Consider the following 13,412-nt stretch of genomic DNA (forward strand, 5'->3'; position numbering starts at 1 on the left):
AACTCTGAAAAGATGTTGGAGATATTCTGAAAAACGCCTTCAAAAATGGGAGCTAACAGATTGCACAGTCCATCCCACGCTGATTTCAGCACATCGGTAAAACTCTCAAAGTCGAATCCCAGAGCATTTAGCCGGTCAGTGATGCCCTGTGTCAATCCGGTAAAGGTGCTTTTGATCTGTTCCCAGATGGCGATGATGTTGCTTTTGAATTCGTCATTGGTTTTCCAGAGATGCACAAAGGCAGCCACCAAAGCGGCAACAGCTGCGATAATGGCGAGCAGCGAACCAAGTGACACGCCCAACGCTCCGGTAATGGCTCCAATGCCACCTTGCACAGCCGAGAAAAGGGCAGGCAGTTTGGACACTGCGGAAAAGACCGTTCCCACACTGGAAATGGTCTTTCCCAGCACCACCAGCATCGGACCCAGAGCAGCAGCTACCAGTGCAATTTTCGCAATGGTTTCTTTGGTCTGCGGGTCTAATTGGTTCAGCTTGTCCACCAGTTCCTGAATGCGGGAAACAATGGAGCGAATGGTGGGCATCAGGATGTCAGAAAAGGAAATCGCCAATTCTTCCAGCTGGGACTTCAAGATGGTCACTTGTCCGGCAAGGTTATCCTGCATGACAGCTGCCATTTTTTCAGTTGTGCCATTGTAACCATCTACTGTATCGGAACAGGTGTCAATGGCATTGGACAGCTTTTCAAAATCCGCCGGGGAACCGTTGATGATCGCCAGCATACCGGACATGGACTCTTTGCCAAACAGCGAGGCAGCCGCCTGTGCCTGTTCTGCCTCAGAAAGTCCGCCCAATTTCTGTCGGAGTTGTTCCATGAGTTCCCGCAGAGAATACATCTTGCCGGAACTATCCGTCAGAGAAATGCCGTACTGTTCCATGGCAGCTGCTACTGTATCTGTTGGCTTTGCCAGATTGGTAATGGCGGAACGCAGTGCCGTACCAGCCTGTGAGGATTTGATACCGGCGTTTGCCATCAAGCCGATGGCAATGGCGGAGTCTTCAGCAGAATAGCCCAAAGAACCCAGCACCGGAGCGGCATACTTGAAAGTTTCGCCCACCATGCTGACATTGGTATTGGCATTGCTTGATGCAGCTGCCAGAATATCCGCAAAGTGTCCGCTGTCCGAGGCAGACAAACCAAAGGCAGTCAGAGCGTCTGTGACAATGTCCGAAGTAGATGCCAAGTCCTCGCCACTGGCGGCAGCAAGATTCATGATGCCTTCGATACCGCTGAGCATATCGTTGGTTTTCCAGCCTGCCATCGCCATGTAATTCATTGCTTCCGCAGCTTCACTTGCAGAGAATTTTGTTTTTGACCCCATTTCACGTGCTTTTTCCCGGAGAGCATCCATCTCTGAACCGGTCGCACCGGACACCGCTGCCACCTTTGACATGGCGGAATCGAAATCCGCACCAGTTTTCACGGCAATGGTGCCCAGAGCCGTGACACCAGCGGTGACGGGCAGCAGCTTTTGTCCCACACCGGAAATTTTGTCCCCAGCCGACTGCAGTGTTTCACCCAGAACGCCCATCTTTTCCAAGGCGGTGTGAGAATTGTTTGCTTCTGTGGTCAGGCGTTTCAGTTCGTTTTCGGTTTCGATGATTTCACGCTGTAGTGCATCATACTGCTGCTGGGAAATTTCGCCGTTTGCAAGGGCGGTATTTGCCTGTTCTGCGGCAGTTTTTAGTACTTCCAGCTTTTCTTTGGTAGCTGTCACCGCATCGGCGAGGAGCTTGTGCTTCTGCGAGAGCAGTTCCGTGTTGGAAGGATCGAGTTTCAGCAGCTTCTGGACATCTTTCAGCTGTGTCTGCGTGCCTTTGATGTCTTTATTGACACCTTCCAGTGCCTTGGACAGCTTGGTGGTATCGCCGCCGATTTCTACGGTGATGCCCTTGATTCTATTAGCCATACAATCTCACCCCCTTATCAAAATTTATCGAAGTCACTCTGATCCGCTAACATATGATATTTGTATTCGTCATTCTCCCGTTCGGTGAACATATCATTCACCAGACCAATGGTCAAAAAATTCAAATCGCCCATTGACAAACCAAGCTGAACGCACCGCAACAAAAACAGCGGTGTGGTCATCGGTCGGTCAATCGGGCGATGTTTTTTTTAGACTTGACCTGTGTTTCTACGTTCAACCCCCAGAGGTCGATCAGCTGCGGCAAAATCTCATAGATGCTGAATGTGTTAAACTGCTCCAACCACTCGTCCGGAGAAGCCGGAACGGCTGGGTCAGCGTGTTTCGCCATGATGTAGGCGATATTCTCGAACACCTCAAGGCTCTCGATGTCCAGTGCGGAGGATTCCTCTGTATTTTCTCCCACAGACTTTTGCAGTGCTGCAAAATCCTGATAAATATCTCTGCGAAATTTCAGACGATACAGTCTGGGGACTGCCGCACTTGCCTTAAACGGCACATCAATACCATCAATGGTGATGTTCTTCTGAATTGCCATACTGCACCCTCCTTACGCTTTCACAGATGCTGCGGATGCTTTACCACTCTGTACAGCGGCAGCCAGATTGGGCATATATACCGCCTTGTACCAGTTCTCATAAACCTCGGCATCTGTTTTCTCACAAGTTTTAGTTTTTACCAAACCACTGTTCAATGCCGTTGCGGTCAAAGACAGCGTTTCCGTTTTAACTTCCTTTTCGTCCTCAATGGTGCTGGATTCTGTTGCCGGACGAGAGGCAGAGCAGCAGAACAGACAGTGCCGAATTTTATTCTTATCGCCACTGAATTCAAACAGCAGTGCAAACTGGGATACTTCTGCAGTATTGGTTTCCGTGAGAACGCCCTTTTCATCCAGCTTCTCACCGAGAATGTCTGTCGCAAACTCAAGCGGAACCAATGCGATTTCAAGATCTCCGGTGTAACCAGAGTTATTGTTGATCACATAGTACACACCATCGTCAGCGTAAAAATTGGATGCTTCACCTTCTGCATCGATGGAAAGGGATACTGCACCGGGAATGCGAACCGGAGTTGCAAATGTCGGCACACCTTCTTCATCATAAGAAGTGATTTTTGCGTAATGCACCTTGTTCAAGCCGAACTTTACCTTGTTTTTCTCCATTGCCATATAGATCAAACCTCCATCTCATAGAGCACTTCATACAATTCTTCCGAATCAATGAATGTTTCTGTTTTTGTATAATAAATCTCATGCTGGGAAAGCACTGTCTCCACCTGTTCTTCCAATTCCGGCAGTTTTTTATCTGTGTACAATTCAATATCCAGCTGCTTAAAACTGAAATATGCCACATTATCTGCAGAAAATGGATTCTCTCCGGGAGATAAAAACAACAGAAAAGGCGGTGCAGGACTTTCGCCCTCGGCAAAATGATGATAGGCGAAAGGCAATCCCATTTCCTCCATCATTTCAGCGATTTGTTCGTAGGTCATGACAAAGCCCCCTCAATCAAATGCTCCAGCAACTGCACACCGTTTTCTTCCGCAGGAGCAATATGCGGTTTGCCGGATACCCGACCACCGCCACGCTTGGCATGGCCTTTCTCCAATAAATGTGCCAGTTGATAGCGATTTTTACTGTGGACAGTCATTTCGAGAGAATGGCTGTTTTCCTTGGTTTTCTTCGTTGCCCAGCTTTTCGCATACTTTCCCGTGTCTGCCGGAGCATTAGCAGAAATCTCATTTTTCACTTGCGTTGCAGACTTCCGGACTGCTTTTTTCATAGCAGTATCCGCAAGGTCTGCATACTCCTGCAAGCCCTGCATGATTTCCTCCGCAAGATTGTCAATACTGGTCATTTTGTCCTACCTTTCTGGCTTCTGCAGTAAGTTTCAGATAGTCCTTGTGCAGATAATCCGGTGTAACACTGGTGATGTTGTATGTAACATCCCGAAACAAGATTCGGTTGCCTGTTACAGACGGCATCCAGTGCTGGCTTTGCCGAATGAGAAACTCCAGCTTCTGCGTTTCCTTGGTTACGCCAGCGTCCGTATTTTCTACGGAAGATTTCAAGGTTGCCCTTGCCCAACAAGAAAACGTTTCGTCCCACACAGCGGTGTGATTGCCGATTTCATCGGTAACGACACGATTCTCCAGAAAGGTGATTCGCTGATTGAGTGTTCCAATTTCCATCAAATCACATCCTCTCGCTGTGCAAACAGCATGGCACGAAGCGTCAATGTCAGCTTGGAAAAGTCTGCGGTATTGCGGTTTTCATAAAGATAGGAAACCGTGTAGAGCATTGCTGTCCGCACCACATCTTCGTTTTCTGCCAGCTGTGTTTCACACATTCTGCCCACATCCATGACCAGCTGTTTTGCAGTTGAAATCAAGGAAAGCAGCAATGGATCATCGTCCTCAAAATCCACACGCAGATACTGTTTGACTTCCTGTAATGTTACCACCCACTCCAACCCCTTTCTCTGATTACGCTTTCATGCCTAGTGTCTTTACCGCTTCGGTCAGAATCAATCTGCCATCGACACGCTGAGATGCGAGGAATCCAACCTGTCCGTTCATGGCAAAGACCTCATTCAGCCGCTTAAAGGAGCGTCCCTGACGGTCGCCGATCCAATAATAACTGAAATCACCAAAAGCAAGGCACTTTGCACCTGCCTTGATCTCCGGCACATAACTGGAAGTGTAGTACGGACGATTCAGAATGGTATCCGGTACGCCTGCCTGCACAGACGGATTCCAGATGTAATTGCCAGTGCTGTCCTTCAGCTTACGAAGTGCCTTTACTGTGGAATCGTTCAGCACCCAGACTGCCTTTTTGCGATACGGACTTCTCAGGGAATAGAACAGTTCCAGAACATCATCAAAAGTGATATTTGCGGTGCTGGTTGTTGCTCCGCTCTCTGCACCGCCCATTGCCGCAAAGATACCGGTCGGCTTGCCCTTGCCGTCACCAATGAAAAATGCCTCTTCTTCCTTTGCACCGATTCTTCTTGCAAATTCCTTTGCAATATAGGACGGCAAATCAAAAGCAGCATCATTCAGCAGTTCCTCAGAGATCTTAATTGCCGTGCCGACCTTGTACGCACCGAGGGAAGCCTGTCCAAAAGTATCATCCGACAGCTTATATGCGTCCTCCTCATCCATCCAGGCAGCTTCGCCCTTAGAAGTAACGATGGGAATCTTTCGATCACCGGAGGAAGTTTTGATAACAGTTGCCAGCTGCCGGAAAATGTTTTCTTCGGTCAGGGCTTCTACCAGCTTCCGTTCAAATTCAGACGGCACAAGATAGCCGCCTTCCGTATCCGTGCCAACCTGCAGGTCATTCCGAATATCGTAAAAATTGCGGCTGCGAATGCTGTTCCAGAAAGCAGTACAGTATTCGTCAGATGCAATTCCTGTTTTGGTATCACTGTGAGTGGATGCGTTCGGCTTGTTCTGAATCGGCGTAGAAGTGGGCTTGTTCATCTCCGCTTCAATCTGAGCCTGTCGTTCCAGCCGCTGGATTTCCTTGCCGTATGCCACGATCTGCTGCTCCATGGCATCGTATGTCTTGCTGTCCTCTTCCGAAAGCAGACCGCTTTCATTTCGCTTGGAATCCAAAAAATCACGGGCAGTATCCCATGCCTTGCTTCTTTTTTCTCTCAGTTCCTGAATTGTCATAGTATCAGTCCTCCTGTATTTTTAATCTTTCAAAAGTGCCAGCCGCTTATCCAGCTGATTGATCGGCGTGCCTTTGGATGCAGTCGCAGAAATCTTCTGCAGAAAAGAATCCAGCGTTTTGGATGGTGTGTACAGCATGGATGCTGTGCTTTCCTTCTTTTTCTCATCCGACTCTTCTTCCGAAGATTCCTCTGTTTCTTCATCTGGGTCTGTTTTTTCTGGTTCTTCTGGAGCAAACGGATTCTTTTTAGAAAAGAGAATGCCGTCTACAAATCCCAGCTGCAATGCTTTTTCTGCATTCATCCACGTTTCTTCATCCATCAGCCTTGCGATCTTATTGCGGCTGAGATGCGATTTTTCTGCATAAGCATTGATAATGGATTCCTTGACTTCATCCAGAAGTGCAATTGCTTTCTCCATATCTGCCTTGTTGCCCATGGCACAGGTCATCGGATTGTGGCACATCAGCATTCCGGTCGGTGAAATCAAGGTTTCTTCTCCAGCCATCGCCACCACAGAAGCCGCAGAAGCGGCAATGCCGTCAATCTTGACCGTAACCTTGCCCGGATGGTTTCGGAGCATGGTATAGATCTGACTGGCAGCAAACACATCGCCACCCGGCGAGTTGATAAAGACGGTCACATCACCGCTGTGTTTTTGCAGTTCCGAGCGGAACACGGCAGGGGTGATGTCATTTTCAAACCATGTACTCTCCGCAATCGCACCGTACAAATACATCTCCGATGCACCGGTTTCTTCGTTGCGTACCCAGTTCCAGAAACGATTATTCTTCATGGGTCGTTTCCTCCTTTTCATTTTCCTTTGCAAATGCCCCTGCATCTGCGAGTTTTGTAAATGAACCATTTACAAGATAGAGATTTCCGCCTTCTTCGGCAGGGATCATATTCATATCTTCCAGTTCACGAATATCATTGGCGGACATCCAGCCATTTTGTCGTGCGGTAGCATATCCTTGCATTCTCGATGCGTAATCACCACGCAAAAGCCCCTCAACATTGAATTTGATGAAGTATTTGCCTTTCTCTGAATCTGAAAGCAAAGCCTTCTGCAAAGACTGCTCCCACCTTACGATCCAAGGATCAAGGCTGTATTTCACGAAATCCAGTGATAAGTGTTCCACATTGGAAAATGTTGCATGGTCTAAGTCGCCGATCATGTGGAGTGGTACTCGATACAGTCGTGCAATTTCCTCTACCTGAAACTTTCTGGTTTCCAGAAACTGTGCTTCATTGTTGGGGATAGAGATCGGTGTATACTTCATGCCCTCTTCCAAAATTGCCGTATGATGCGAGTTAGAACCGCCATAGGCACGCTGCCATGCATCTCGTACCCGTTCCGGATTTTTAATGACACCCGGATGCTCCAACACACCAGACGGGCTGGCTCCATTTGCGAAAAAGGTGGAACCATAGTCTTCACAAGCAAGGGAAATGCCGATCGCATTTTTCGCAAGTGCGATGGGAGAATATCCCACCAATCCATCATACCCAAGACCTGGAATATGCAGTACATCTTCTGCCTGCAGAACAATATCGCCCTGCTGTTTCAAGTTTGGGTTGGCTTCATCATAACGGCTGTAAATATATATCAAGCGGTTTTTCTCATCACGGTCAACCTTCATCTTGTCGGGCATCAATGGATACAGTCCGATAACATCACCCCTGCCGTTTCGGATGATCTGTGCATAGGCATTGCCGTAGATCAGCAGATGGGACATTAAGGTTTCTCGGAATACGAAAGATGTCATTTCTGGATTTGGCTGATCGTGGAGCAAAAAATAGAGCGGATGCTGCGGCACTCGCTCTTTTCCATTATCGTTGTATTTGTATAAGTGCAGTGGCAGTTGTGCGATAGCCTCCGACAGAACCCGCACGCAGGCATAAACCGCAATATGCTGCAGGGCTGTTCTGTCGGTAACACGTTTACCACTGTTGGCTCGTCCAAAGAAATATGTGTAGGACGGCGAATCGTAGCTGTTGGTCGGCTTATCTCTGGACTTGAATAGTCCTGTAAAAATACCCATAAGAATCACTCCTTTCTTGACTTTGAGGGTTGGGGTGTGGTATAATATACTAAACTAAACAGAATGTAGGGTAGAAACTCTATAAATCGGAGTTTATAAAGGAGAATATTGATGAAACTATTTTTATGTTCGCACTTTTCAAGTGTAGGAAGTCTGATAAAGGAGGAAATTGAAAATAAGAAAGTCGCATTTATTCCAACAGCTTCACTGCGTGAAGGCTACACCGGTTATGTCGGCTCGGCTCGAAAATTATTCAAAAAGTTGGGAGCAATCGTAACTGAAATTGATATTTCAACGGAGGCTTATTCAACGATACAGTCTGTTTTTGAAGAAGCAGATGTGATATATTTTACCGGCGGAAATTCTTTCTTTCTTATGGACCAGCTCCGTAAAACGGGAACTGATGGGCTACTGAAAAAGGAATTGGCAAATGGAAAATTGATGATCGGCGAGTCGGCAGGCGCAATTATATGCGCTCCAAGCATCCAATATATCGAGCAAATGGATGAAAAGCCAGAGGACTACTCACAAGAAGATGATGCAGGGCTTGATTTGATTGATTTCTATGTTCTTCCGCATTATCTTACAGCACCATTTAAGAAAGTTACCGAGAAAATAATGACTGAGTTTTCGGATTTGAATCTATGCCCAATTAACAACCGTCAGGGAATTGTAATTGATGGTGAAGGTTCAAAGGTTATTTGCAAAGACTAATTTGAAAATTCCAGTTTGCAAAGATAATCAAACCTATAACACCAGCATATCCCTCGTATCATAAACCGACTCATCAGAAACGCATCCACAGCGGATTGCACGGTCAAGAGCCATGATCATGGCAACCGCACCGTCAATCTTCTCTGTGGATTTTTCTTTATCCGGCTTGATATTTCCGGCAGGGTCACGCCTGATGAAAATGTTATCCATCATCCACCGAAGAACAGGGTGTCCGTTGTGGGCAAGGGTCTGTTCCAAGGTCAGCTTCATCAGTTCCTTGGTCGGCGGTGACATATCTTTGTATCCTTGCCCGAATTGCACCATCGTAAAACCAAGTCCCTCCAGATTCTGCGACATCTGCACCGCACCCCAACGGTCAAATGCAATTTCTTTGATGTGAAACTTCTGCCCCAGTTCATCGATGAAATTTTCGATAAAACCATAGTGAACCACATTGCCCTCCGTAGTTTTCAGATAGCCCTGCCGCTCCCATACATCGTAGGGAACATGGTCACGCCTTACACGGAGCGGCAATGTTTCCTCAGGCAACCAGAAGTAAGGAAGAATATAATAATGTTCATCATCTTCAGTAGGTGGAAAGACAAGTACAAAAGCTGTAATATCTGTTGTGCTGGAAAGGTCAAGACCACCATAACAAATACGACCTGCAAGCATCTCTTCATCAAAAGCGACCTTGCATTTATCCCACTTTTCCATCGGCATCCAACGGACAGCCTGTTTTACCCATTGATTCAAACGGAGTTGTCGGAAAGCGTTTTCTTCTCCCGGTGTTTCCTTTGCAGAGTTACACGCAGCCACCACCTTATCCATACCGATAGTCTTATCCAGTGACGGATTTGCCTTCTTCCAGACCTTCGGGTCAGTCCAGTCCTCCGATTCATCTGCACCATAAATGACAGGGTAAAAAGTCGGATCATGCTTTCTGCCTTCCAGAATGTCCTTTGCCTTTTGGTGAACTTCATAACAGATGCTATTGGTATCCGTTCCGGCTGTGGTGATGAGAAAATAGAGCGGCTGCATTCTCGCATCGCCGGAGCCTTTGGTCATAACATCAAACAGCTTTCGGTTCGGCTGCGTATGAAGTTCGTCAAACACAACCCCGTGGATGTTGAAGCCGTGTTTGCTGTATGCCTCAGCGGAAAGCACCTGATAAAAGCTGTTTGTTGGAATATAAATGATGCGTTTTTGCGATGCAAGGATTTTCACTCTCTTGTTCAGTGCCGGACACATACGAACCATATCCGCTGCCACATCAAATACAATGGCTGCCTGTTGACGATCTGCGGCACAGCCGTAGACTTCGGCTCTTTCTTCACCGTCACCACAGGTAAGCAAGAGTGCAACAGCTGCGGCAAGTTCGCTGTTATGCGTTGGCAAAAAAGAATGTCCAACACAATAAAGATGTGAGGGACTGTCAACCTGTATACATTGCATTCCCGGATTCTCAACTTTTTCGATGGAATCAATATACCGAAAATGACTGCGTGATCTGGGATTCCTTTTAACGGCATTTTTCATTTTTCTTTTCAACCCTGCAATTGGTATATCGTTGAAAGCTGTAAATTTCACATAATATAAAGTTTCTCCTGTTTCCACTCTGCCGCATTCGCTGCTTGGTTTACTCCAATCCGTTCTTTGCGTTGATACTGCTGTTGTAATTGCATTCTTGATGCCTAAACTCCATAGCAATTCGCTCACACTCTTGGCAAGTGCCTTTTCAGTAGAAGTATAGATTCCCTGTCCTTTTACATTGCTGATCGCTCCGTCAGAATCCATAAGTCCCTGTAACAAAGAAAACCTCTGTGAAATAGAGGCACGAAGATATTCTATTGGTATTTTCTTATCGTGAAACGAGTTTAACAGAACAGCTTTTAAGTCCGGAACCGGACATATTTCAGAATCTCCTGTATTTTTCCATCGTCTTCTCAATTTATGCCACGGCCATATTCTGTCTAAAACTTCCGGTATATCACAAGTTTGAATCGTAAGTTCCGGCTTTACAGCATTTCCATTGCCAAGCCAATAGCCCATAAGATATGGATCAACAGGCAGTTCTTTTTCATCAGCATCTACAGCTTTAGCAATGAGAATGCGAAAACGATAACAGCCATTTGAATCACAGGAACGATTATATAAATCTTCAGTTGAAATGGTAGTTTTTCTGACCTTTCCATTTGTAAGCTCGCCTGTCCATAAGTGTCTTGCTCCTGCAATTATGGTTTCTCCGTCTTTAAATCTGATTTTATAGCCTTGTTCTTCATAATCAACAGGACTTTTCGCAACAACATGACAGATATTTCCATTCTCGTCAAACAGTTCATCTCCAACTTGAATATCTCCCATTGTAGTGAATCCACTTGGAGTCGGAATCGGTGTATTCAATGCCAGCTGTTTGCCGTTCTTCTTCGGAATTTCAATGTAGGCAGTATTGAACTGCCGATAACCGTTCGGTTTCAGAATACCGAAAAGGTCACGGATAATCTGTTCCTGCCAGTCCAGCAATTCAAACTTTTTTCCTGCCCATGTGCCTTTGGTATGACTAAGGCATTCGATAAAATTTACAGCGTAATCTGCTGATTTTTTATCGTATCTTGAATCTTCTGCCATGAATTCTGTCGGCTTGTATTTTGCCATTGTATTCACCACCCAACAAAAAAGACCTGCCAAAAGCAAGTCCTTCTAAAATATTTTGGTCACAGCTTGTAGGAATCAGCTGCTTGCTGTGTTCTGTACGACCGCCAGAGCCTTGCGGCTCCGGGTTTTGTTTTGAATTGTTCTGTGTTCAGTTGTACTCTTTCAGCAGAATCGCCAGTGCAGTTTCTGTGTCCCTATCCGCCGGCGGAACATCCAGCCCTCTGTCAAAGTTGAATACAATCTCACCGTTTCGTTTCAACATGATTTTTGATGCCCTGCCTTCCTCGTATCCGTAAATGGAAGGCTCCCCGTAATGCTTCACCCAATAGTGAAATACGCTTGTTCCGATTTTGATACTTCCTTCTGCCCACATTGTTTTTTCCTCCTGCTTTCGTTGGTTTCTGTGCCTTTCGGCATGATGTATATTACCATAAAACCAAAGAGAAGTCAACGAATTTTCCGGCATAATCTGCACAAAGATCAGAGCAGAAAATTGTGTGAACCGACCAAGCAAAAGAACTGACCAAAGCAAGCCCTACGTTGACGTTTGTGGGCTTGCTTTGCAGTTGGGGAAAATGATTCAGAATCGTTTTTCTTGCCGTTACAGGTGAACGTGTGGGCTGTGTCGCTTTAATTCAAGCGGATTCGGATCGCAGGAATTTCCTCAACATTGCCCCAGATGTTCGAGCGGGTAACTTTGCAAAGTCCGTCAATGGTGCAGCCCTGATTTGCCAGCTTGTGGAGATTTTCCAGAAGTGCTGTACTGGTTTCTGTTATCGCAATGGTTTCAAGCCCTGCCTCACGCATCGCCTTTACAAAGTCGCTCATGTCCGTTGTCCATGGCAGTTCATTGCAGGCGAATTCGCTGCAATCGTTGTTGCAGTTGAACTCGTAAGCCCAGTAGGCTTCCAATGTACCTCGGCTCACCTTTTTGGCATCATTTTCAGCAGCCTCTCGGATGCTTTCAAAGTAGGTTCTGATTTTTTCGTTCATGGTAGTTTCCTCCGTTCTGTTTTCCGTTCGGTTTCCCTTGCGGTAACTGTATATTACCATACTCTCGGAAGGATAGCAAGCCGCTAAACATACAGAAAAAGCGATGAAATTTCGGCACTTTCTTGTGTATCATACACCAACGAAACAAGAGCCCTTGTGCCGCCCTGTGTGGGGCATTTGTAGGAAAGGGAAAACCACTCGGAGGAAACAAAACTACGCCGGACAGGGCAACACAGCGGTTGTACGAGCCGCAGCCCCTTTCGGGGCTTTGGTCTTGGATTGTGGGTTTTGGGTTACCGTCCGGTCTGGCATTCCCATTCAAATTCGCAAGCCGCCTCGTATGCCTCATCGAAAAGGGCATCATCATCAATGTCCGTTTCCTCAAAGTCGATGCTGTCGATTTCCTCAAAGGTTGTTCCGTTTTCTTCCGCATCTGCCTTTGCAAGGCTTTCTGCGTTTTCCTCAACCCATGCGGTGAATTCCTCGTTGTCCATCCTGTGCTCGTTTTCAATCTCCAGTTCGTATTCGTAGTCCGCATCAAACCAAGTGATGACCGCCTTTGTGATTTCGGTTCTTTCGTTCCAGTCCGTTCTGTTTGCCTTTGCTCTTGCCTTTGCGATTCCGTATGCTACCATTGTGTTTTCCTCCATATTTCGTGGTTTTTTGGTTGTTTTCCCTTTCGGTAACTGTATATTACCATACCTTTCGGCGTATAGCAAGCAGCTAAATGTACAGAACATAAGGCGATATTTTCGCTGTATATTTGGTGTATCTGACACTGGATAAACTTGCTTTTCTATGGTAAAATACAGTACAATGGAAAAGGCATCTCGGAAAATTGCAGCCACCAACCAAGCCCCGCACAGTTCGCCTGTGTGGGGCTGATTTTGACTTTGGGCAGTTTTTCGGCAAACGCTCTGAAAGCCCACACAGGGCAAACAGGACGGTTACATGGGGAACTTTCGGTGCATTACAGACAGGATTTTCTCCCGTTCCTCCGTGGAAACGCCGATGCTTTCCAGTGCCTGCCGAATGCCACAGTCCGGGCAAATGGGCGTTTGGTTGTCCATTCTGGAAAGTGCCGGAACACCGGAGTAGGGTTTTCCGCAAAGTGGGCAGACTGCCGAAACTGGCTTATCCGTTTTCATGGTGGTACACCTCCCGTTCGCTGATGTCCATGGCTTTCCGCAGGTGTTTCAGGTCAAAGCCGAACTGGCGGTATCCATTCACACAGGTGCGGATGTAGGCAGAAGTGGGGATGCCCAGTTTCCGTTCCTCGTGCATGATATACACAAAGGCAGTCAGCTTTTTCCCGGTTTCTGCAAGGGAAAGTTCCAGTTCCGTTTTGTAGTAGAAATGGGGATACCCCTCATAGCGGTCAA

At 46.7% G+C, this 13,412-nt stretch carries 17 protein-coding genes; 1 reads left to right on the forward strand and 16 read right to left on the reverse strand.

Annotated elements, in window-relative coordinates; genetic code table 11:
• The 10 genes from DXB92_RS12150 to DXB92_RS12195 form a co-directional block, all read right to left on the reverse strand.
• A partial coding sequence (locus DXB92_RS12150; RefSeq protein ID WP_117734074.1) for a phage tail tape measure protein occupies positions 1 to 1,928 on the reverse strand: 1,928 nt, incomplete at its 3' end.
• Between the two features lie 178 nt (positions 1,929 to 2,106).
• Positions 2,107 to 2,484, reverse strand: a complete 378-nt coding sequence (locus tag DXB92_RS12155) for a hypothetical protein (protein ID WP_117734075.1) — start codon at positions 2,482 to 2,484, stop codon at positions 2,107 to 2,109.
• 12 nt (positions 2,485 to 2,496) lie between these two features.
• A complete protein-coding gene (locus tag DXB92_RS12160) occupies positions 2,497 to 3,114 on the reverse strand; it encodes a major tail protein (protein ID WP_117734076.1) in 618 nt (205 codons plus the stop codon).
• Between the two features lie 5 nt (positions 3,115 to 3,119).
• Positions 3,120 to 3,437 (reverse strand): hypothetical protein, encoded by a 318-nt coding sequence (locus DXB92_RS12165; RefSeq protein WP_117734077.1) that lies wholly within the window; start codon positions 3,435 to 3,437, stop codon positions 3,120 to 3,122.
• Positions 3,434 to 3,802 (reverse strand): HK97 gp10 family phage protein, encoded by a 369-nt coding sequence (locus DXB92_RS12170; RefSeq protein ID WP_117734078.1) that lies wholly within the window; start codon positions 3,800 to 3,802, stop codon positions 3,434 to 3,436. The genes DXB92_RS12165 and DXB92_RS12170 overlap by 4 nt, the downstream gene beginning before the upstream one ends.
• Complete coding sequence (locus DXB92_RS12175; protein ID WP_117734079.1) at positions 3,789 to 4,136, reverse strand: phage head closure protein; 348 nt, start codon at positions 4,134 to 4,136, stop codon at positions 3,789 to 3,791. The genes DXB92_RS12170 and DXB92_RS12175 overlap by 14 nt, the downstream gene beginning before the upstream one ends.
• Entirely contained in the window at positions 4,136 to 4,408 is a 273-nt protein-coding gene (locus tag DXB92_RS12180) for a head-tail connector protein (protein WP_117734080.1), read from the reverse strand. Before DXB92_RS12180 ends, DXB92_RS12175 begins: the two co-directional genes overlap by 1 nt.
• A 22-nt stretch (positions 4,409 to 4,430) precedes the next feature.
• The gene (locus DXB92_RS12185) at positions 4,431 to 5,624 is read right to left on the reverse strand and encodes a phage major capsid protein (protein ID WP_117734081.1); all 1,194 of its coding nucleotides are present in this window, start codon (positions 5,622 to 5,624) and stop codon (positions 4,431 to 4,433) included.
• Positions 5,625 to 5,645: 21 nt separating this feature from the next.
• Positions 5,646 to 6,419: a head maturation protease, ClpP-related gene (locus DXB92_RS12190; RefSeq protein ID WP_242986677.1), complete on the reverse strand. Its 774-nt coding sequence runs from the start codon at positions 6,417 to 6,419 to the stop codon at positions 5,646 to 5,648.
• Positions 6,409 to 7,668: a phage portal protein gene (locus DXB92_RS12195; protein WP_117734083.1), complete on the reverse strand. Its 1,260-nt coding sequence runs from the start codon at positions 7,666 to 7,668 to the stop codon at positions 6,409 to 6,411. The genes DXB92_RS12190 and DXB92_RS12195 overlap by 11 nt, the downstream gene beginning before the upstream one ends.
• A gap of 111 nt (positions 7,669 to 7,779) precedes the next feature.
• On the opposite strand from DXB92_RS12195, the gene DXB92_RS12200 reads away from it, so the two are divergent.
• Positions 7,780 to 8,382 (forward strand): Type 1 glutamine amidotransferase-like domain-containing protein, encoded by a 603-nt coding sequence (locus DXB92_RS12200; protein WP_055271744.1) that lies wholly within the window; start codon positions 7,780 to 7,782, stop codon positions 8,380 to 8,382.
• Between the two features lie 33 nt (positions 8,383 to 8,415).
• Here DXB92_RS12200 and DXB92_RS12205 read toward each other — a convergent pair whose 3' ends face one another.
• The 6 genes from DXB92_RS12205 to DXB92_RS13835 form a co-directional block, all read right to left on the reverse strand.
• Positions 8,416 to 11,037 carry a terminase TerL endonuclease subunit gene (locus tag DXB92_RS12205; protein WP_242986679.1) on the reverse strand — a complete coding sequence of 874 codons (2,622 nt, stop codon included), beginning with the start codon at positions 11,035 to 11,037 and terminating at the stop codon, positions 8,416 to 8,418.
• 148 nt (positions 11,038 to 11,185) lie between these two features.
• Positions 11,186 to 11,410, reverse strand: coding sequence for a hypothetical protein (locus tag DXB92_RS12210; protein WP_117734084.1), 225 nt, complete (start codon positions 11,408 to 11,410; stop codon positions 11,186 to 11,188).
• A gap of 257 nt (positions 11,411 to 11,667) precedes the next feature.
• Entirely contained in the window at positions 11,668 to 12,030 is a 363-nt protein-coding gene (locus tag DXB92_RS12215) for a hypothetical protein (RefSeq protein WP_117734085.1), read from the reverse strand.
• Positions 12,031 to 12,323: 293 nt separating this feature from the next.
• A complete protein-coding gene (locus DXB92_RS12220) occupies positions 12,324 to 12,665 on the reverse strand; it encodes a hypothetical protein (protein WP_117734086.1) in 342 nt (113 codons plus the stop codon).
• A gap of 312 nt (positions 12,666 to 12,977) precedes the next feature.
• Positions 12,978 to 13,178: a hypothetical protein gene (locus DXB92_RS12225; protein WP_117734087.1), complete on the reverse strand. Its 201-nt coding sequence runs from the start codon at positions 13,176 to 13,178 to the stop codon at positions 12,978 to 12,980.
• Positions 13,165 to 13,412 (reverse strand): gamma-glutamylcyclotransferase (locus DXB92_RS13835; protein ID WP_242986681.1); only part of this gene is annotated, 248 nt, incomplete at its 5' end. The genes DXB92_RS12225 and DXB92_RS13835, both read right to left, overlap by 14 nt.

Source organism: Ruminococcus sp. OM06-36AC (assembly GCF_003438725.1).
Taxonomy (GTDB): Bacteria; Bacillota; Clostridia; order Oscillospirales; family Ruminococcaceae; genus Ruminococcus_C; species Ruminococcus_C callidus.